Below are 18779 nucleotides of genomic sequence, written 5' to 3'. Positions count from 1 at the left end.
AGGCACCGCGGCGCGCACCGGCGCGCGGTTCGGATGCGGTCAACCCTCGAAGAACGGCGCCTCGAACCAGCGCTCGAGCGCCATGCCGCCCGTGCCGACGACCAGCGGCCGCACGCCGGGAAAGGCGGCGGCGAAGGCGTCGAGCCCCGGCAGGCTGTCGCGCGCACGGCCGCTCTTGACCTCGAGCGCCCAGGTCTCGTCGCCACGGCGCACGACGAAGTCGACCTCGCGCGCACCTTCGCGCCAGTAGCCCAGCGTGCCGCTGCCGTGCGCGCCCGCGGGCAGCCAGGCCAGCAGCTGGGCACCCACCGCGCTTTCCACCAGGCGCCCCCACAGCGCAGGGTCGGCGCGCACGCGCGCGAAGCCGTAGCCGTCGTGCACCGCCAGCGCGCCCATGAACGCGGTGTTGAACACCTGCAGCTTCGGGCTCGACGCACGCTGCCGCACCGCCTGCCCCGCCACCTTCTGCAGCCCGCAGACCATGCCGGCGCCGGCAAGCAAGTCCAGGTAGTGGGCCAGCGTGGTGGTGTTGCCCGCGTCCTGCAGCGTGCCGAGCATCTGGGTGTAGCTCAGCACCTGGCCGCTGTAGCGGCACGCGAGGTCGAACACGCGCCGCAGCAGCGCCGGCTTGTGCACCGGCGCCATCAGCAGCACGTCCTTGCCGATCGTCGTCTCGACCAGCGCGTCGCGCACGTAGTCGGCCCAGCGGCGCTCGTCGTGCACCAGCGGGGCCGCGCCGGGGTAGCCGCCGAAGAACACGTGCTGCTCCAGCGTGAAGCCGAAGGCGTCGCGCATCTCGGCGAACGACCAGTGGGCCAGGCGCGTGACCTCGAAGCGGCCGGCCAGGCTCTCGGTCAGGCCGCGCTCGATCAGCAGCGGCGCCGAGCCGAGCACCACCACGCGCAGGTCGCGCCGCGCGCGGGTGTCCGCGTCCCACAGGCGCTTGACCTCGTCGGTCCAGCGCGGGATCTTCTGCACTTCGTCGAGCACGAGCACCGCCGTGCCGTGGCGTGCCGCGAGCGCGCGGCCCTGCTCCCACTGCGCCGCCACCCACGACAGGGGTTGCAGGCCCGGGCTGTCGGCGCTGGCCGAATGCGCCGGCAGGTCGGGCAGGCGCGCGAGCGCCTGGGCGACCATCGTCGTCTTGCCCACCTGCCGCGGGCCGGCCACCACCTGCAGGAAGCGCCGCGGCTCGCGCAGGCGGGCCACGAAAGCGGGCAGGGCGGAGCGTTCGATCACCAGGGCACCCATTTACTCAATGCATTGAGTAAACGGAAGTCTCGGTCTTCGGATGCGGACCGGTGATGCCCGCCGCCAGCGCATCGAGCGGGCTGCGCGTGCCGCCTGCGGCCACCTTCAGCACGTCCGTGTAGATCATCGTGGTGCTCACGTCGCTGTGGCCGAGCAGTTCCTGCACGGTTCGTATGTCGGTGCCCGACTGCAGCAGGTGCGTCGCGAACGAATGCCGCAGCGTGTGCGGCGTGGCCGGGCGTTCGATGCCGGCGGCGTGCACGGCACGCTTGAAGGCGCGCTGGAACGTCTGGTCGAACAGGTGGTGGCGCCGCTCGACGCCGGTGCGCGGGCATACCGAGTGCTCGGCTTGTGGAAACACCCAGAACCAGGCCCAAGACGACCCAGCGCGCGGGTACTTGCGTTCGAGCGCGTCGGGCATCTGCACGCCGCCGCGCCCGGCGCGCGCGTCGGCTTCCCACAGCACGCGGGCGTGCTGCACCTGTTCGCGCAGACCGGGGGCGAGCGTGGCCGGCAGCATCACGACGCGGTCCTTGCCGCCCTTGCCGCTGCGCACGACGATGACGCGGCGGTCGAACTCGACGTCCTTCACGCGCAGTTGCAACGCTTCGGTGATGCGCATGCCGGTGCCGTACAGCAGCCGGACGAGCACCCCGTGCGTGCCGTCCAGCCGGGCCAGCACGGCAGCGACTTCCGAAGCGGACAGCACGGCCGGAAGCCGCGGCTTGCGCTGAGGGCGGCCGATGCCTTGCATCCAGGGCAACTGCTGGCCGAGGACCTGCTGGTAGAGAAACAGGACGGCCGCAAGCGCCTGCCGGTGCGTGGCCACGGAGACCCCCCGCTCGTTGGACAGCCAGGTGAGGAAGGCTTCCACCTCCGGCTTGCCCATCGCCCGCGAATGGCGCATGCCATGGAAGCGCACGAAGGCACGGATCCAGTGGACGTAGGCCTGCTCGGTCCGCAAGCAGTAGTGCAGATAGCGCACGCGCTCGCGAACGGCGTCGAGCAGCGAGCGTGGTGCCGCGGCGGGGAGCGACACAGGAGTGGACATGGCGCAACCGATAGCTGTATTTTTATACAGTCTATGTTGCGATGTTTCGCCGTGCAAGCGCCGGCCGCCCGCGAATCCCGACCCCCCCCCGCGCGCCACCATGTCACCGGCCCTTGGACAGTCAGGCGTAACCGGATACGCTCCGCGCGAGCCGTAACCGGTTACGCCTGACTGTCCGGTTCAGATCAAAAGTTAGGTCTCACACCCAGCCAAGGCGCACGCAGCATCGCTAGCAAAGATGACCACTCCTGCTGAAACCCTTCTGTCGATAGGATTTCCAGAACCTATCGAAACAGACGGATTGCGTTCCATTGCACACCTCTTCGGATCAAGCAAGCCCCGCTGTGGGATTTATATTCTGATCCTCTCTGAGAACCGTCACTACATTGGCCAAGCAGTTGATGTCGTACGTCGATTCGCACAGCATCTAAAGTCCTACGGCAACATTCAAGGATTCTCGTTCATACCAGTTTCTCGCAAGGAACTAAACAAACGAGAAAAGGAATTAATATTTAAAGCTGAACAAAAGAGCCTAGCTCTGGTCAATGTAGTACACGTAACCGAAACAGTCGGGGACTCAGACTTATATGATGTTGTCTCTGAAGAGGAACTCAAAGCCTGGGTTCAGAATCCTTATGCCGAAAACTTCAATGACCTTGATACCGCGCCGATCAAGTTGCCAAAATCCCAATACCTTCGAAACCAGCGAAACATCAATCAACTCAGAAGGCACGCATTACATCGGGACGCTGTGATCCTGTTGTTCCTGTATCTTGACTCTTGCATTCCATACCCTAGGCGAACGGAATATTCATTCTGGTCCGTCAGTTGCATGCCATCAACCAATTCTGGAACGTGGCCACGCCTCGTATGCGTAAGTGCAGGTGTTATGGAACTATTCTGTATAGGGTACTACCGTGATCCGAAGTTGTCGGATGGTACGTGGGGGTTTATAAACGTAGCATCTGATATCTTGTATGAGAAGTTTGGAACTGAATCAAAGTTTGCCGAGGCGCATCCGGAAGTTATAGTTCGCTCCTCAACATACCGAGATGCTGGTCAACATCAAGTTTCGCTGACTTGCGCCACTCAGATAGAACTTATTGAACCACTTACAGATAGTGCAGTCATCCTCGCAGCAGCAACGTTGGCGCTGCGGGTCATGCGAAAAAGATCGAATATCTACTTCAAGTTTCACTGCCCTCAGCTTGTCGAAGAGGCAATGCGGTACCGCGAAAAGACTGAGGAAGAGGTCAATGCTGAACTCGACGAAGTCATTGAGGGTTTGATTGCTAAGTTTAATGAAAAAGCGAAATCCCCTGCCGGAACGGAGCGGCAAGTTGAATGAAACCCAACCATTCGCTCAACCGAACGCATCGCGGCGCGCCGGCATTTGGCCCGCCACTCCATTCTGGTCCAAATACCGTCACACCAGAATAGTGCGGTTAGGGAAAGTCTGAACAAATGACCTTGCACAGCATCGACGCCGTTGCGAAGCGAACAGGTCGCTCGCTTTCGAGCCGTCGATGCCGTCCGGCGACCTCATTCATGCCGCCTGCGCGATCTTTCCGTCTGGTTTCAGGCCGCATTGCCAACTTTCGGGCGGTCTTGTCCATCCAGTACGAGCAAGGCTCGGCGCGCCATCCACAGATTCGACAGCGCGAACGGTGTCCGCAGCTGCGCGGTGTTCTTCGCCAGCCCGCGGTAGCGCACCTTCACGTGTCCGAACTGCCGTTTGATGACACGGAACGGGTGTTCGACCTTGGCTCGGATGCTGGCCTTCATGCGCTCGAGCTGCTCGACCAGCGCATCGACCTTGCACGTCTTGTCCAGCGCGCGGCGCTTGCCAGGGGGCATGCCCACGTGCCACTGCACGTCTTCGCGCGCGTCGGGTCGCTTGGCCGCGCCCTGGTAGCCCGCGTCGCCGAAGGCGTGGGTCTCCTCGCCGTGCAGCAGGCCGTTGGCCTCGACCACGTCGTTGACGTTGGCCGCCGTGCCCTTGACGGTGTGCACCAGCCCACTGTCGGCGTCCACGCCAATGTGCGCCTTCATCCTGAAGTACCACTGGTTGCCCTTCTTGGTCTGGTGCATCTCCGGATCGCGCTGCCCGCGGTCGTTCTTGGTCGAGCTCGGTGCGGCGATCAGCGTGGCGTCGACGACGGTGCCTGCCTTCAACAGCAAGCCCTTGGCCTGAAGCATCTCGTTGACGGTGTGCAGGATCTGCTCGGCGAGCTTGTGCTTCTCCAGCAGGTGACGAAACCGCAGGATCGTGCTCTCGTCGGGAAGACGCGTCTCGAAGTTCAACTCGGCGAACTCGCGAAACAGCGGCACGTCGTGCAGCGCCTCTTCCATCGCCGGGTCGCTGAGCGTGAACCACTGCTGCATGAAGTGGATGCGCAGCATCGTGCGCACCGAAAACGGCGGGCGGCCGCGGCGGCCCTCGGGCGCATGCGGCGCGATCAGCGCTTCCAGCGCCGCCCATGGCACCACGCGCTCCATCTGCGCCAGGAATTCGCGCCTGCGTGTGCGCTTGGTGCTCAGGTTCAGTCCGAGTTCAGCTTGCTGCATGTTCGCCATCGTCGCCGGTCTTCAACGCCCGCGGCAGCAGACTTGCCCGGGGGTTATGCAGACCTTCCCTAGGCGTCATACCGCTCCGAGGGGGCTTCGTCTGTCTTCCGACGAGGAAATGGAACCGACAGGTCTCCTTCTCGCCCCCAGCCTGATTCCGTCCATGCGTGTTCGCTGCCGTCGCGCTCGGGGCGCGCCGGTGGGCTCGCGCGTAGCCGGCACGGTGTGGGCTTCGGCACCACCGGCTGCTCGCACATGCCACGTCGACGCCATCTGATCCGCGCCGCGGGCGCTGCCGTTGCCGCGGCGCTGTGCGGGCTTGCTTCGGCCCAGGCCACTGCGCCGGATGCAGCCGCCTCGGCGCCGCCGGCCCCGGCAGAGCACGACGCGGGGCTGCTGTACCTGTTCAACGACAGCGGCCCCACGCTGATCCCGAGCCCGCAGGTCGTCACCGACAACGGCGCGAAGCTCGCGAGCCTGCCGCGAGGCACCTACGCCGTGCTGCGGCTCGCGCCGGGGCCGCACCTGCTCAAGCCCGATCCGCCGCTGTGGAAGCAGCAGGTGCAGCTCGACGTGGTGGCCGGCAGGCGCTACTACGTCGTCGTCGCGTACCGGCCGGAACGCTCGTGGGCCACACCGCTGGGCGGGCCGCCGCTCGTGCTGCGCGAGATCACGGCGGAGCAGGCGGCACCGCTGATCGCACAGATGACGCGGCAGTGAGTGGGCGGCAGGCTCCGCAGGCCCGCGGGGCCTGGCCGTCGCGCTGGATCGCCGCGGCGGTGCTGACGGCGCTGCACGTCGCGCTGGTGGCGGCTGCGCATGCGTTGCCACCGGCCATCGCACCCCTCGTCGCGGCCACCGTCTACGGGCCGCTGCTGCCACTGTCGGCGCTCGGCGTGCCGGTGTTCGCGGCGGCCGAGGCTGGCGGCTGGGCGAGCCCGAGCGTAGTGGGCTGGCTCGTGTGGCTGGGGGTGTGGTCGGTGGTGTGGACGGGCGTCGTCGCCGCCGCGCGGCGCTTCGCGTGAGCCGGCGGCGCTTGCCGGCGGCCACGGCATGATGCCGGGCGTCGTGGCCCACTTCGCGCCCCATGCCGACCCTGCCCACTACACACACCCGCTGGCTCGTCGCCGCCGCCCTCGCCACGCTCGCGATGCTGGTGGCCTCGGGCTGGCGGCCCTACGACCGCCTGACCTGGCTGATGGAGGTGCTGCCGGTGATCATCGTGCTGCCGCTGCTGGCGCTCACGCACCGCCGCTACCCGCTGACACCGCTGCTGTACGGGGGCATCTTCGTGCACGCGGCGGTGCTGATGCTCGGCGGCGCGTACACCTATGCGCGCGTGCCGCTGGGCTTCGAGCTGCAGGAGCTGCTGGGCCTGGCGCGCAATCCGTACGACAAGATCGGCCACTTCATGCAGGGCTTCGTGCCGGCGCTGGCGGCGCGCGAGGTGCTGCTGCGCGGGCAGTTCGTGCGCGGGCGGCGCATGCTCGCGTTCCTCGTCGTGTGCGTGGTGCTGGCCATCAGCGCGACCTACGAGCTGATCGAGTGGGCCGCGGCGCTCGCGCTGGGCCAGGGCGCCGACGAGTTCCTCGGCACGCAGGGCGACCCGTGGGACACGCAGTCAGACATGTTCTTCGCGCTGATCGGTGCCGTCGCCGCCCTGCTCGCGCTGTCGCGCCTGCACGACCGGCAGCTGCGCGCGCTCGGCGTGGCTTGAGGCGCCGCGCCGGCGGTGTCGGTGCGCCACGCCGAGGTGCGCGCCGATCTGCCTGCGTTCGGCGCCGGTGGCACGCGCGACGCCTAGGCGGCGGCGCAGGCTGGCTGGAGCCGTGCACGGGTCACCGGCCGACGCGATCCGCACGTTCCTCGCCCACTGACAGCGGGCGCCGAGTTCTGGGGCTCCGGGGGCAAACCCCGTTGCCGCGAGCCGGCGTGCGGCCATAGTGGCGGTGTGCGCCCTGCCGCTTCTCACCGCACTTCTCACCGCGCTTCGCGACCGCGACTCGCCGGTATCGCCGTCGTCGCGGTGGCCGCGCTCGCGGGCGGGGCGTGGTGGCTGCTCGACGACGCGCCGTCCGGCGGGACGCGGTCGACGGCGCCGACGCCGCCTTCGGTCTCCGGCACGTCATCGCCGGCCGCGCTGCAGGCGGCGTCGCCGGGCGCGGCGGCGATCGCGCCGGCGGGCACGGGCATTTCGGCGCCCGGCGATCCGCGCGCGGCGGCCGACACCGACATCCCCGCCGGCCTGACGCCCGAGCAGTACCGCGAACTGCGCGCGACGCTGGCCGACCACCCGCAGCGCGACGCCGAGATCGCGCGCGTGGCCGCGTACCTGCAGTTCACTGCGCAGTGGCAGGCGTTCCTGCAGCGCCGCGCGATGGGCGCCATCGACGACGACCTGCGCGCGCTCGCGCGCACGCTCGACGACGGCCTCGGCGAGCGCCTCGCGCAGCGCGAGATGACGGCCGGCGAGGCGGCCTTCGTCAAGGCCGCGCTGCTCGAGGTGCTGCAGCCCGACGCCGCGGCGCGCGATGCGGCGCTGAAGGCGTGGCGCGCCGAGGCCGACGCGGCCGCGCGCGCCGCGGCGCCGCCGCCCGATGCGCGCGAGGCCGACTTCGCGCGCCGCCAGGCCGCACTCGTCGCCGCGTGGCAGGCGCTGCCGCCGGCGCAGCGCGACGCGCAGCGGCTCGAGGCCGAGCTCGAGGCGCTGCGCCGGTCCGTGTTCACGACGCCGCCGGCCGGCGGCAACAACCCCGCAGGAGGAGCGCGATGAAGACCTTGCGATCGTGGTGGCGGGCCGCCGTGGCGGCCGCGGTGATGGCGGCGCCGTCGTGGGCGCTGGCCCAGTACTACCAGTGGGTGCCGGTGACGCTGCCGGTGACCACCGGCGCGTCGTGCGGCAACGGCACGCCGTACACCTTCTTCGTCAACCGCGCGCTGCTGACGCGCGACACCGTGATCGTCTTCGAGGGCGGCGGCGCCTGCTGGGACCAGGCCGCGTGCGAAGGCCAGGGCAAGCTCAGTGCGGCCAACCCCAACGGCGTGCCGACCGACTACCTGAGCCAGTTCAACAGCGCCGCCTACGGCTTCGTGACGCCGTTCAGCGCGCGGCTGAACCCGTTCCAGAGTGTGCGCACGCAGAGCTGGAACATGGTCTACCTGCCCTACTGCACCGGCGACGTGCACACGGGCAGCAAGGTGCAGGTGTACGCCGATGCGAACCCGGCCGCCCCGCGCATGCAGTTCCACCGCGGTCAGGCCAACGTGCGCGCCGCGGCGCAGTGGCTGCGCAGCAATCTCGGGCGGCCGAACCAGCTGCTGCTGACCGGCTTCTCGGCCGGCGGCGTCGGCTCGACGGCGACCTACCCGATCGTGCGCGACACGCTGGCGCCGACCGGGCGCACCTCGCTGCTGGCCGACTCGGGGCCGCTGTTCCCGGCGCCGCGCTCGAACACGCCGGACCAGCACCCGTCGCTGCCGCTGCACGAGAAGATCCGCACGGTGTGGGGGCTCGACGAGCCGGGCGGCATGGTCACGCAGTACGCCGCGCTGCCGGGCTTCGACGCCGACGACCTCGGCACGATCCACCGCGCGCTGGCGCTGAAGTACCCGGGCGACCGCTTCGCCTACGCCGTGTTCGGCGCCGACGGCAACTTCTCGGCGTTCAGCTACGAGAAGTTCTACCCCGAGATCGCGAGCGCGCCGAGCGACCTCGCGCGCCGCCTGCTGCTGCAGCAGCGCTGGGACCGCGACCTCGCGAACTGGGTGCCGACGCTGGCGGGCCTGAACAACGTCGCGTACCACGTGCCGTGGTTCCGCTGGTTCAACGACTCGCACTGCCTGACGGTCATCGACTTCAGCGGCACCGGCATCGAGGAGCGCGGCATCGCCGACCTGACGCCGTTCGTCAACAACACGCTCGACCGCGGCACGCCGATGCGCAACGTCGAGACCGACCGCGTCAGTGACCTGCTGCGCCCCGTCAGCCCGGCGCTGACGCTGCTGTCGGTCGTGCTCGCACTGTTCGGTGGCTGACGCGGACCGCGCCACGGCGACGCCGGTCGCCGTCGTCACCACCTGCGCCACGCGCGACGAGGCGCTGCGCATCGCGCACGCCCTCGTCGAGCGGCGGCTCGCGGCGTGCGTGCAGCTGTCGGCGATCGACAGCGTCTACCGCTGGGACGGCCAGGTGCAGCAGGACCCGGAAGTGCGGCTCGTCGTCAAGACGCTGGAAGCGCGCTACAGCGAGGTCGAGCGTGCGATCCGCGAGCTGCACCCGTACGCGCTGCCGCAGATCGTCGCCGTGCGGCTGGACCATGCATTGCCCGCCTATGCGGACTGGATCGTGGCCGAATGCACCGCAGGGGGCGCCGCCGACGGCGCGGGCGGCTGAGCAGCGCCCCAAAGACAAAGGCCTTCCGAAGAAGGCCTTTGCGATGCACGAGCGTTTGGCTCCCCGAGCTGGGCTCGAACCAGCGACCTGCGGATTAACAGTCCGTCGCTCTACCGACTGAGCTATCGGGGAAGAGCCGCACATTATAGCCGCAGCGCGCCGGCGTCCGCAGGCCGCGCGGCGGCGTGCGTCAGAACGCCGCCTGCAGCGACGCGCGCCAGGTGCGCGCCTCGAGCGGGAACAGCCACGCGTGGCCGAACAGCACCGGCGCCTCGCGCCACGCGCGGCGGTCGAACACGTTGTCGACGCCGACGCGCCACGTCAGCGTCGTGCCGCCGGTGCGCTGCACCCAGCGAGCCCCGAAATCGACGCGCGTCCAGCCGGCGATGCGGTAGACGGCCGGGTCGCCGGCCAGCCGCAGCTCGCGCGAGCCTTCGTGCACGACGTCGCCGCTCAGCGCGAGGCCCTCGACGACGCCCGGGCGGTACGTGAGGCCCGCGCGCAGGCTGAGCTCGGGCACGTTGTTCGGCCGCGTGCCATTGATGCCGGGCAGCGCCGAGCCCTCGCGCGTCGCGTCGAGCCACAGCGCGCTGGCGCGCCAGTCCCAGCGGCCCGTCGTCGCGTCGAACTGCGCCTCGACGCCGCGGTGGCGCGCGTCGCCGTCGATGCGGCGCGTGCAGGTGGCCACGCCGTCGCAGTCGCCGAAGTCCTCGGCCACCGGACGCGCGATGTCGAACAGCGCGACCTCGGCGCCGAGCGCCGCGGTGCGCCACTTCCAGCCGAGTTCGACCTGCCGGCTCTTCAGTGCCGGCAAGGCCTCGCCCGCGTTCGTGTAGCGCGGCCGGTTGGGCACCACCGCCGACTCGAGCCCCTGCCCCCAGCTCGCGTACCACGTCTGCGTCGGCGTCGGCCGGTGGCTCAGCGCGAGCCAGGGCAGCGTCGCCGACTGCGCGTACGACGTCACCGCACTGCCGTCGGTGCGCACGCTGTCGCGCGCCAGGCGCGTGTGGCGCAGGCCGGCCCACAGCTGCCAGCCGGACGCGACGTCGATGCGGTCGCGCAGGTAGAACTCGGTGCTGCGCTCGCGGCGATCGGTGTTGGTGTCGGTCCAGCCCGGCGACGGCGGCACCACGACCGGCGCGAACACGTTGCTCAGCCCCGCCACGTCGAAGACCTGGTCCTCGAACGTGGCGCGGTAGCGCGTGAACAGCACGCCGGCCGTCAGCGCGTGCCGCCACGTCCCGGTGGTGGCCGCGCCTTCGACGTGCAGGTCGAGCGCGTCGCTGCGCCGGCGCTCGTTGTCGCTGACGAACTCCCAGACGCTGAAGTCGCCGTTGGGCGCGAAGCGGTCGCAGTAGGTGCACGCGTAGTCGGCGTCGTAGACGCCGTACGGGAACGCGGTGCGGTCGTCGGTCGTCAGCCGCTGCACCATGCCGTGCGCGACGAAGCGCCAGTTCGCGGGCAGGTCCTGCGTCCAGCGCAGCGACGCGGTGCGGCCGTCGAAGACGACCGGCAGCGTCCACGGCTGGTCGTTGAGGTTCGTGCGCGGGTCGATCGCGTTCGGGCTCGGCACCGTGTCGCCGAGCAGGCTGAAGCCCGGCACGCTGGGCTGGCGCTGGCGGAACACGTCGAACTCGGCTTCGAGCCGGCTGCCCGGCGCCGCGCGCCAGTCGCCGGCCAGCGCGACGACGTGGCGCTCGCCCTGCGCATTGCGCGTGGGCGGGTCGAGCCGGTCGAGCGCCACGTTCAGGCGCAGCCCGGCGTCGCGCGCGGCACCGAAGCGCTGGCTCAGGTCCACGGCCGCGCCGAAGCCGCCGCCGTCGCGCGCCTCGACGCGCACGTGGCGCAGGTCGCTCGCCGGGCGCTTGACGACGAGGTTCACGAGCCCGCCCGGCGCGCTCGTGCCGGCCTGGATGCCGCTCGTGCCGCGCAGCACTTCGATGCGCTCGAGGTGGGCCAGCGGCAGCGCCGTCTCGGCGTTGATCGGCAGCCCGTCGCGGCGGTAGTTGAAGCGGTTGTCGAGCACGTAGCCGCGCACGCTGAGGATGCTCCAGTAGCCCTCGGCGTTGTATGAGTCGCCGACCGCCGCGTCGAAGCGCGTGAGGTCGGAAAGCTGCGTCGCGCCGGCGTCGACGAGCCGCGCCGCATCGACGCTGCCCACCGACATCGGCAGCTGGGACGGCGGCACGTCGCCGAAGCCGCCGACGCTCAGCGGCGCGCTGGCCGCAGTGCCGGTGACGGTGACGCGCTGCACGTCGTCCTGCGCGGGCGCGGCCAGCGGCAGCAGTGCCGCGACGGCGGCAGTGACCGGCGCCAGGCGCCGGCGCGGTGCGCGCGGGCGCGGCGCACCGCAACGCAAACGGGAGCGGGAATGGAAATGGATAGCCATGCGAGCCTTTCGGTCGATGGCAGGTCGGCGGTCGGTGGAGACGACGCGCACCCGCGCACGCGGCACGCATCGCCAGACTGCTTCCCTGCGCGAGGATTACCTCAATCAGGTTCAAGGGGACTCTCTCAGCCGGCGGATGCGACTCGCGTCGCGTCCGCCAGCACCCCCAGCGGATGCGCCCGGCAGCACCGGGCGCGGCGCGGATGATACGGAAAAGACGAAGGGCCGCGTCGCGCGGCCCTTCATCGCCCCGGTGCGAGCGGCGTCGTCAGTCGAACACCGGCGTCTCGACGCCGAGCACCTTGTGCAGTTTCGGGCTCGTCGTCGTGTACTGCAGGTGGATCTTCTTGTCGGGGAACACGTACGGCGCAGCGCCGAACGCAGCGAGCGCCGCCTCGTGGAAGCCCGACAGGATCAGCTTCTTCTTGCCCGGGTAGGTGTTGATGTCGCCGACTGCGAAGATGCCGGGCACGCTGGTCTCGAACTTCTCGGTGTCGACCACCAGCTGCTTGCGCTCGATCGCGAGCCCCCAGTCGGCGATCGGCCCGAGCTTGGGGCTCAGGCCGAAGAAGACAAGCAGCATGTCCATCGGCACGACGCGCGTGACGCCGTCACCGCCGGTGACCTTCACCGCCGTCATGCGCCCGTCGGCCTCTTCGAAGCCGGTGACCTGGCCGACGATGAACTGCATCTCGTAGGCGTCGCACAGCTCCTTCATCTTCGCGACGCTGGCCGGCGCGGCGCGGAAGCCGTCGCGGCGGTGCACGAGGATCACGCTCTCGGCCTTGTTCGGCCCGTCCTGCACGAAGTTCAGCGTCCAGTCGAGCGCCGAGTCGCCGCCGCCGACGATCACGAGGTTCTTGCCGGCGAACTGCGCCGGGTTCTTGACGCGGTAGAACAGCTGCGTGCCCTCGAACTTCTCGATGCCGTCGACCTTGAGCGTGCGCGGCTGGAACGAGCCGACGCCGGCAGCGATGAACACCGTTTTCGTGACGAAACGCGTGCCCTTGCTCGTCTCGACGTCGAAGCGGCCGTCGTCGCGCTTCTTCACCACCGTCACTTCCTGGCCGAGGTGGAACGTGGCGCCGAAGGGCTCGATCTGCTTGAGCAGGTTGTCGGTCAGTTCCTTGCCGGTGCACACCGGCACGGCCGGGATGTCGTAGATCGGCTTGTCGGGGTACAGCTCGATGCACTGCCCGCCCGGGTAGGCGAGCGAGTCGATGATGTGCGCCTTGATCTCGAGCAGCCCGAGCTCGAAGACCTGGAACAGCCCCACCGGGCCGGCACCGACGATGACGGCGTCGGTCTCGATCGGGCCGTCGTGGTGGCGGGCGGTGTCGGCGACTTCGGCGTTGGCTTGCGGTTCCATCGGGTACGGCTCATCGGGCCCGGTGCGGGCGGGGTGTGAAGGTGTCGGCCCGACTCAGCGTTTGAGCTCGGACAGCTTGTTCTTGACGTCTTTCCACTGGTCGGCGTCGGGCAGCGGCGCCTTGCGCTTCGTGATGCTCGGCCACTTCTTGGCCAGCTCGGCGTTCAGCGCGATGAAGTGCTGCTGGTCGGCCGGCACGTCCTCCTCGGGCACGATCGCGTTGACCGGGCACTCCGGGATGCACACCGCGCAGTCGATGCACTCGTCCGGATCGATGGCGAGGAAGTTGGGGCCCTCGCGGAAGCAATCGACCGGACACACGTCGACGCAGTCGGTGTACTTGCAGCGGATGCACGCTTCGAGAACGACGTGGGTCATGGGCAGGCTCGAGAAAAAGGAAGGACCGGCGCAGCGCGGCGGCGTGACAACTCGGACGAGCGTCGGCGCCACGCCATTCGGCGGCCGACACCGAGGGGTGTACGAACGCGTGAGATTTTAAGTCGCGGGGGTTCGGGGGCAGCCTTGATGCTTCTCAAGCCCCAGGGTCTTGGGGCCGTTCGCTGCGCCGTCGCGCACACCCCCGTGGCCTCGCGGCACGACGGTCTGCGCGCCCACGCCAACGGTGACGACGGTCGGCCGCCCGGCATGCAACAAGGCCGCCGCCGCGAGCGTGGCCACGGTGTGGTCGCTCGCGAGCGCGTCGGGGCCGCCGGCGCGCGAGACGACGCACACCGGCGCGTCGGCCGCCCAGCCGGCCGTGCGCAGCGCGCGCGCGAGCGCGCCGAGCTGTCGCCCGGCCATGTAGAACACCTCGGTGTCGGCGCTGCGCTGCGCGTGCATGCACGCGGTGCCGTCGGCTGCCGCGCGCACCGCGGTCGTCAGCGCGACGCTGCGCCCGCGTCCACGCCGCGTCAGCGGTCGTTGGGCCGCCGCGGCAGCGGCCAGCGCGGCCGTGACGCCGGGGACGATTTCGGCGTCGATCCCGGCGCGCGCCAGCGCCTGCAGTTCTTCCTCGAGACGGCCGAACACGCTCGGGTCGCCCCCCTTCAGGCGCACGACGCGCTGGCCGCGCAGCGCGTGGCGCACCAGCAGCGCATCGATGCGCGCCTGCGCGGTCGAGGCGCCGAAGCCGCGCTTGCCGACGTCGATCCACGTCGCGTGCGGCGCCAGACCGCGCAGCGCCGGGTCGGTCAGCGCGTCGTGCAGCACGACGTCGGCCTCGGCGAGCGCGCGCGCACCGCGCAGCGTGATGAGGTCGGCAGCCCCCGGGCCGGCACCGACGAAAACGACGCGGCCGGTCATGCCGTCGCCTCGGCGCGCGCGACGTGCAGCCCGCACTCCTTCAGGTCGTCCTGCTCCCACCACCAGCGCCCGGCACGGAACGGCTCACCGACGGCGATCGCGCGCGTGCACGGCGCGCAGCCGATGCTGGGCATGAAGGCGTCGTGCAGCGGGTTGTACGGCACGTCGTGCGTGGCGATGTGGTGCCACACGTCGCCCCAGGTCCAGTCGGCCAGCGGGTTGAGCTTCAGGCGCCCGTCGGCATCGCGGTCGCGCCACGGCACGGCCGCGCGCGCGTCGCTCTGCTCGCGGCGCAGACCGGTGATCCACGCGTCGCGCCCGGCGAGCAGGCACGCCAGCGGCTCGAGCTTGCGCAGCGCGCAGCAGGCCTTGCGCAGCTCGACGCTGCGGTACATCGCATCCGCCCCGTGGCGGCCGACGAAGTGGACGACGGCCTCGGCCGGCGGCCGGAAGACCTCGACCTCGATGCAGTAGCGTTGCGCGATGCGCGGGATCAGCGCGAGCGTCTCGTCGTGCAGCGCGCCGGTGTCGAGCGTGGCGACGGCCACCGGCAGGCCCGCGCGCGCGATCAGGTCGGTGACGACCATGTCTTCGGCGCCCAGGCTGGTGGCCTGCACGATGCGCCCGGCGTGCTCGGCTGCGGCCTGCGCGAGCAGCGCCTGCGTGTGCGCGAACTTGACGTCGAAGTCGGGGCTGGGGCGGGCGTAGAGGTCGATCGCGTTCATGCGCGGGGGCGGTGGGTTGGCGTCGCGGCGTCGCGACGAAACAGCGGGCGCGTCTCGTGCACGTCGCCCTGGTAGTGGCCGGCGAAGAAGCGCAGCGCGCGCTGCGCCGAGTCCAGGCTCTGGTCGGGGCGCAGCAGCACGGCGTCGAAGCCGGTGCGATGCAGCAGCGGCAGCATGTCGACGAGCACCTCGCCGGTCGCACGCACCTCGCCGCCGTAGCGCAGCCTGGTGCGCAGCAGGCGCGCCTGCGTGTAGGCGCGCCCGTCGGTCCAGCGCGGGAACTGCAGCGCGACCAGCGCCAGCCGCGGCAGGTCGCCCTCGAGCGACTCGACGTCGACGTCGTTGTCGAGGCGCACGCCGACCGGCACGTCGTGCGGCCAGACGTCGCGCACGGCGTGCCACTGCGCGAGCGTCAGCAGCCGGTGCGCGGCCGCAGCCGGCTGCGGCAGCGGGCCGTCCTCGCCCTCGGCGGTGTGCCACGGATCGCGCTGCGGGTCGACGAACCTCATGCGGCCACCTCGGCCGCCGCGGTCGCGCGGCGCACCGCGTCGACCGCGGCGCGGAACGGCGCGAGCCCGACACGGCGCAGCGTGTCGACGAACAGCTCGCCCGGTGCGCGCTCGCGGCGGTAGACGTAGACCAGCGCCTCGATCACGTCGGGCACCTCGTCGGCGGCGAAGGCCGGGCCGACCACGCGGCCCGGCACGGCCGCGCCGGCGAGCGACGAGCCATCGCTGCCGCCGAGCGTGACCTGGTACCACTCCTGCCCATCCTTGTCGACGCCGAGCACGCCGATGTGGCCGCTGTGGTGGTGGCCGCAGCTGTTGATGCAGCCGCTGACGTGCAGCGCCACGTCGCCGATGTCGTACAGCTCGTCGAGGTCGGCGAAGCGCTCGGCCACCGCCTGCGCGATCGGGATCGAGCGCGCGTTGGCCAGCGCGCAGTAGTCGCCGCCGGGGCACGCGATCAGGTCGGTCAGCAGGCCGACGTTCGGCGTCGCGAAGCCGGCGGCCTTCGCAGCCTGCCACACGGCGTACAGGTCGGCCTCGCGCACCCACGGCAGCAGCAGGTTCTGCGTGTGCGTGACGCGGATCTCGCCGAGGCTGTAGCGGTCGGCCAGCGTCGCGGCGGCCTCCATCTGCTTGGCCGTCAGATCGCCCGGCGCCTGGCCGGCGCGCTTGAGCGACAGCGTGACCGCGCGGTAGCCGCTGACGCGGTGGCCGTGCACGTTGCGCTCGAGCCAGCGCGCGAAGCCGGCCTGCGCGTCGAGGTGGCGCGCCGGCTCGAAGCCGCCGCGCGCCGGGCGCACGCCGCTCGGGTCGGCGAAGTGCGCCGCCATGCGCTCGAGCTCGGCGTCGGTCAGCAGCTGCGCGTCGCCGTCGACGTCGCGCTGCAGGATCTTCGCGAACTCGTCGTCGACGGCGTCGAAGAAGCGCCGGCCCTCGGCACGCACGAGGATCTTCAGCCGCGCCTTGTAGGCGTTGTCGCGGCGGCCGAAGCGGTTGTAGACGCGCACGATCGCCTCGAGGTAGACGAGGATCTGCTGCCACGGCACGAAGGCGCGCGCGAGCGTCGCGATGACCGGCGTGCGGCCCATGCCGCCGCCCACGTGCACCTCGAAGCCGACCTCGCCGGCGTCGTTCTTCACCAGCCGCAGCCCGATGTCGTGCCACGCGGTGGCAGCGCGGTCCTCGCGCGCACCGGTGATCGCGACCTTGAACTTGCGCGGCAGGTACGCGAATTCGGGGTGCAGCGTGCTCCACTGGCGCAGGATCTCGGCGTACGGCCGCGGGTCGACGACTTCGTCGGGCGCGATGCCGGCCAGCGCGTCGGTCGTGATGTTGCGGATGCAGTTGCCGCTGGTCTGGATGCCGTGCATGTCGACCTCGGCGAGCAGGTCCATCACGTCGGCGGCACGCTCGAGCGCGATCCAGTTGAACTGCACGTTCTGCCGCGTCGTCACATGCGCGTAGCCGCGGTCGAACTCGCGCGCGATGCGCGCGAGCATGCGCAACTGGCGGCTGGCCAGCTCGCCGTACGGCACCGCGACGCGCAGCATCGGCGCGTGGCGCTGGACGTACCAGCCGTTTTGCAGCCGCAGCGGGCGGAACGCGTCGTCGTCGAGTTCACCCCGCAGGTGCCGCGCGAGCTGGTCGCGGAACTGCGCGGCGCGCTCGCGCACCAGACGGCGGTCGAAAGCGGTGTAGCGGTACATGGCGCGGCACTGTAGGCAGCGCCTTCATGTTTGAGAACTACAGTTTTTTCATTTTTTTATGCAACCTGGTTTTGAAGAGCCGCGCACTGGGCGGCTTCCTACAATTCCGCGCATGAGGTTGTTGCGCCTGTGGGCCACGGCGGTCGTCGCCGCGTTGCTGGCCGCCTGCCAGACGGCGCCGGTGCAGCCGCCGCCGGTCGAGGCCGCGCGCCCGCCGGTGGCTGCCCCAGCGCCCGTACCGCCCCAGCCGCCGCGCATCGGGCTGGCGCTCGGCGGTGGCGCGGCGCGCGGCTTCGCACACATCGGCGTGATCCAGGTGCTCGAGGAAGCCGGCATCAAGCCCAGCCTCGTCGTCGGCACCTCGGCCGGCAGCCTCGTCGCGACGCTGTACGCGAGCGGGCTCAACGGCCAGCAGCTCGCCGCGCTGGCGCTCGCGATGGACGAAGGCGCGATCACCGACTGGTCGTTCCCCGGCCGCGGCGTGATCCGCGGCGAGGCGCTGGCGCGCTGGGTGCGCGAGCAGACCAAGGGCCGGCTGATCGAGCAGATGCCGATCCCGCTGGGCATCGTGGCCGCCGACCTCGACAGCGGGCAGCCGGTGCTGTTCCGCCGCGGCGACCCCGGCACCGCAGTGCGCGCGTCGAGCGCGGTGCCGGCCGTGTTCCAGCCGGTCAAGATCGGCGAGCGCGAGTACGTCGACGGCGGCCTCGTCGCCCCGGTGCCGGTGCGCTTCGCGCGCGAGATGGGTGCCGAACTGGTGATCGCGGTGGACATCTCGACGCCGCCCGAAGGCAACCCCACCGGCGACGCCGTGCGGCTGCTGCTGCAGACCTTCAACATCATGGGCGCGAGCATCAGCCGCTTCGAGCTGCGCGAGGCCGACGTCGTGCTGCGCCCGCGGCTCGCGGGCATCGGCAGCGCCGACTTCACGGCGCGCCAGCGCGCGATCGCCGCCGGGCGCGAGGCCGCGCTCGCGCAGCTGCCGTTCATCCGCACGCGGCTGGCACAGGCAGCGCTTTAGCAGTCGACCGCTTCGGGACTGTCTTCAGCTCGACGCGTGGAACGGCCGGGATCGGCCCGTGGCGGTCGTTCGTGACGCCTTGACTGCGAAGGTGGGTACTCGGCACGCGGCGTGCGCGTGCGTGCTCCGGCCCACCTCGCGCCGCAGCGGCGATGCACTGCAGTCGCCCTGCCCTCCGCAGCGTGGTGCCCTGGCACGGTAAGCGGCGAGCGCGAATGGGGCCTGCGCCCGCACGCCCACGCCACGCGCCGTCGAGACGTTGGCGCATGGCACGCGCACGCAGTCTGTGCACAGACGAGCGCAGGGGGATGGCGGTACCTGGGGGCGCAGGCCCCATTCGCGCTCGCGCCAGCGTCGGCAGGGGTAGTGTCCTGATTTGTGTGCAGAACCACTTGCCAAGGGATGGCGGTCATGGCAAGAGGTTGATTGTCGAAGCCAACCTGCCCCGCGAGGGGCTGAACTGCCATGGCCGCCATTGACAAGGGTAAGCCTTCC

Annotated in this window: 18 protein-coding genes, 1 tRNA gene and 1 riboswitch; of the genes, 8 read left to right on the top strand and 11 right to left on the bottom strand. The window is 70.4% G+C overall.

What is annotated here, in order from left to right:
- Positions 1-39: 39 nt before the first annotated feature.
- Both DRV96_RS11450 and DRV96_RS11445 read right to left on the bottom strand, forming a co-directional pair.
- Positions 40-1209 (bottom strand): ATP-binding protein, encoded by a 1170-nt coding sequence (locus tag DRV96_RS11450; RefSeq protein ID WP_210757030.1) that lies wholly within the window; start codon positions 1207-1209, stop codon positions 40-42.
- A gap of 46 nt (positions 1210-1255) precedes the next feature.
- Positions 1256-2302, bottom strand: a complete 1047-nt coding sequence (locus DRV96_RS11445) for an integron integrase (protein ID WP_119291122.1) — start codon at positions 2300-2302, stop codon at positions 1256-1258.
- A gap of 238 nt (positions 2303-2540) precedes the next feature.
- Here DRV96_RS11445 and DRV96_RS18060 point away from each other — a divergent pair, with 238 nt between their 5' ends.
- Complete coding sequence (locus DRV96_RS18060; protein WP_162911023.1) at positions 2541-3650, top strand: GIY-YIG nuclease family protein; 1110 nt, start codon at positions 2541-2543, stop codon at positions 3648-3650.
- A gap of 230 nt (positions 3651-3880) precedes the next feature.
- Here the strand turns inward: DRV96_RS18060 and DRV96_RS11440 are convergent, their stop codons facing one another.
- Positions 3881-4870: an IS5 family transposase gene (locus tag DRV96_RS11440; protein WP_119291120.1), complete on the bottom strand. Its 990-nt coding sequence runs from the start codon at positions 4868-4870 to the stop codon at positions 3881-3883.
- Between the two features lie 255 nt (positions 4871-5125).
- Here DRV96_RS11440 and DRV96_RS11435 point away from each other — a divergent pair, with 255 nt between their 5' ends.
- From DRV96_RS11435 to cutA, 6 genes are all read left to right on the top strand, one after another.
- Positions 5126-5590, top strand: a complete 465-nt coding sequence (locus DRV96_RS11435; protein ID WP_162911022.1) for a hypothetical protein — start codon at positions 5126-5128, stop codon at positions 5588-5590.
- Entirely contained in the window at positions 5587-5895 is a 309-nt protein-coding gene (locus DRV96_RS11430) for a hypothetical protein (protein ID WP_119291114.1), read from the top strand. Before DRV96_RS11435 ends, DRV96_RS11430 begins: the two co-directional genes overlap by 4 nt.
- 62 nt (positions 5896-5957) lie before the next feature.
- Positions 5958-6587, top strand: coding sequence for a DUF2238 domain-containing protein (locus DRV96_RS11425; protein ID WP_119291112.1), 630 nt, complete (start codon positions 5958-5960; stop codon positions 6585-6587).
- Positions 6588-6896: 309 nt separating this feature from the next.
- Positions 6897-7643 carry a hypothetical protein gene (locus DRV96_RS11420; RefSeq protein WP_119291110.1) on the top strand — a complete coding sequence of 249 codons (747 nt, stop codon included), beginning with the start codon at positions 6897-6899 and terminating at the stop codon, positions 7641-7643.
- Complete coding sequence (locus DRV96_RS11415) at positions 7640-8905, top strand: pectin acetylesterase-family hydrolase (protein ID WP_119291108.1); 1266 nt, start codon at positions 7640-7642, stop codon at positions 8903-8905. The genes DRV96_RS11420 and DRV96_RS11415 overlap by 4 nt, the downstream gene beginning before the upstream one ends.
- Positions 8898-9263 (top strand): divalent-cation tolerance protein CutA, encoded by a 366-nt coding sequence (gene cutA / locus DRV96_RS11410; protein ID WP_119291106.1) that lies wholly within the window; start codon positions 8898-8900, stop codon positions 9261-9263. The genes DRV96_RS11415 and cutA overlap by 8 nt, the downstream gene beginning before the upstream one ends.
- A 56-nt stretch (positions 9264-9319) precedes the next feature.
- On the opposite strand, the gene DRV96_RS11405 is transcribed toward cutA, so the two are convergent.
- The 8 genes from DRV96_RS11405 to DRV96_RS11370 form a co-directional block, all read right to left on the bottom strand.
- A tRNA-Asn gene (locus DRV96_RS11405) sits at positions 9320-9395 on the bottom strand.
- A 58-nt stretch (positions 9396-9453) separates the two neighbouring features.
- Positions 9454-11652 carry a TonB-dependent siderophore receptor gene (locus DRV96_RS11400; protein WP_119291104.1) on the bottom strand — a complete coding sequence of 733 codons (2199 nt, stop codon included), beginning with the start codon at positions 11650-11652 and terminating at the stop codon, positions 9454-9456.
- Positions 11653-11717: 65 nt separating this feature from the next.
- A riboswitch (TPP riboswitch) is annotated at positions 11718-11830 on the bottom strand.
- Between the two features lie 90 nt (positions 11831-11920).
- On the bottom strand, positions 11921-13021 hold the full coding sequence (locus DRV96_RS11395) for an NAD(P)/FAD-dependent oxidoreductase (protein ID WP_119291102.1): 1101 nt from the start codon (positions 13019-13021) through the stop codon (positions 11921-11923).
- Between the two features lie 54 nt (positions 13022-13075).
- Positions 13076-13399 (bottom strand): ferredoxin FdxA, encoded by a 324-nt coding sequence (gene fdxA, locus DRV96_RS11390; protein ID WP_119291100.1) that lies wholly within the window; start codon positions 13397-13399, stop codon positions 13076-13078.
- A 117-nt stretch (positions 13400-13516) separates the two neighbouring features.
- Complete coding sequence (cobA, locus tag DRV96_RS11385) at positions 13517-14323, bottom strand: uroporphyrinogen-III C-methyltransferase (RefSeq protein ID WP_119291197.1); 807 nt, start codon at positions 14321-14323, stop codon at positions 13517-13519.
- Positions 14320-15048: a phosphoadenylyl-sulfate reductase gene (locus DRV96_RS11380; RefSeq protein ID WP_119291097.1), complete on the bottom strand. Its 729-nt coding sequence runs from the start codon at positions 15046-15048 to the stop codon at positions 14320-14322. The genes cobA and DRV96_RS11380 overlap by 4 nt, the downstream gene beginning before the upstream one ends.
- Positions 15045-15557 carry a DUF934 domain-containing protein gene (locus DRV96_RS11375; protein WP_119291095.1) on the bottom strand — a complete coding sequence of 171 codons (513 nt, stop codon included), beginning with the start codon at positions 15555-15557 and terminating at the stop codon, positions 15045-15047. The genes DRV96_RS11380 and DRV96_RS11375 overlap by 4 nt, the downstream gene beginning before the upstream one ends.
- Positions 15554-17263 (bottom strand): nitrite/sulfite reductase, encoded by a 1710-nt coding sequence (locus DRV96_RS11370; RefSeq protein WP_119291093.1) that lies wholly within the window; start codon positions 17261-17263, stop codon positions 15554-15556. The genes DRV96_RS11375 and DRV96_RS11370 overlap by 4 nt, the downstream gene beginning before the upstream one ends.
- A 112-nt stretch (positions 17264-17375) precedes the next feature.
- Between DRV96_RS11370 and DRV96_RS11365 the strand changes: the two genes are divergently transcribed.
- Complete coding sequence (locus tag DRV96_RS11365) at positions 17376-18284, top strand: patatin-like phospholipase family protein (protein ID WP_119291091.1); 909 nt, start codon at positions 17376-17378, stop codon at positions 18282-18284.
- The last annotated feature ends 495 nt before the right edge of the window (positions 18285-18779 follow it).

The organism is Azohydromonas sediminis, from assembly GCF_003574675.1.
In the GTDB taxonomy this organism is placed as follows: domain Bacteria; phylum Pseudomonadota; class Gammaproteobacteria; order Burkholderiales; family Burkholderiaceae_C; genus Calidifontimicrobium; species Calidifontimicrobium sediminis.
Note: the sequence above shows the minus strand (reverse complement) of the source record. Positions and strands in the feature narration are given on the sequence as shown.

Excerpts from the sequence above, each read along its gene's own strand:
- DRV96_RS11445 (WP_119291122.1), bottom strand. The coding sequence starts at position 2,302 with ATGTCCACTCCTGTGTCGCTCCCCGCCGCGGCACCACGCTCGCTGCTC.
- DRV96_RS18060 (WP_162911023.1), top strand. The coding sequence starts at position 2,541 with ATGACCACTCCTGCTGAAACCCTTCTGTCGATAGGATTTCCAGAACCT.
- DRV96_RS11440 (WP_119291120.1), bottom strand. The coding sequence starts at position 4,870 with ATGCAGCAAGCTGAACTCGGACTGAACCTGAGCACCAAGCGCACACGC.
- DRV96_RS11435 (WP_162911022.1), top strand. The coding sequence starts at position 5,126 with ATGCCACGTCGACGCCATCTGATCCGCGCCGCGGGCGCTGCCGTTGCC.
- DRV96_RS11425 (WP_119291112.1), top strand. The coding sequence starts at position 5,958 with ATGCCGACCCTGCCCACTACACACACCCGCTGGCTCGTCGCCGCCGCC.
- DRV96_RS11415 (WP_119291108.1), top strand. The coding sequence starts at position 7,640 with ATGAAGACCTTGCGATCGTGGTGGCGGGCCGCCGTGGCGGCCGCGGTG.
- DRV96_RS11400 (WP_119291104.1), bottom strand. The coding sequence starts at position 11,652 with ATGGCTATCCATTTCCATTCCCGCTCCCGTTTGCGTTGCGGTGCGCCG.
- DRV96_RS11395 (WP_119291102.1), bottom strand. The coding sequence starts at position 13,021 with ATGGAACCGCAAGCCAACGCCGAAGTCGCCGACACCGCCCGCCACCAC.
- fdxA (WP_119291100.1), bottom strand. The coding sequence starts at position 13,399 with ATGACCCACGTCGTTCTCGAAGCGTGCATCCGCTGCAAGTACACCGAC.
- cobA (WP_119291197.1), bottom strand. The coding sequence starts at position 14,323 with ATGACCGGCCGCGTCGTTTTCGTCGGTGCCGGCCCGGGGGCTGCCGAC.
- DRV96_RS11380 (WP_119291097.1), bottom strand. The coding sequence starts at position 15,048 with ATGAACGCGATCGACCTCTACGCCCGCCCCAGCCCCGACTTCGACGTC.
- DRV96_RS11375 (WP_119291095.1), bottom strand. The coding sequence starts at position 15,557 with ATGAGGTTCGTCGACCCGCAGCGCGATCCGTGGCACACCGCCGAGGGC.
- DRV96_RS11370 (WP_119291093.1), bottom strand. The coding sequence starts at position 17,263 with ATGTACCGCTACACCGCTTTCGACCGCCGTCTGGTGCGCGAGCGCGCC.
- DRV96_RS11365 (WP_119291091.1), top strand. The coding sequence starts at position 17,376 with ATGAGGTTGTTGCGCCTGTGGGCCACGGCGGTCGTCGCCGCGTTGCTG.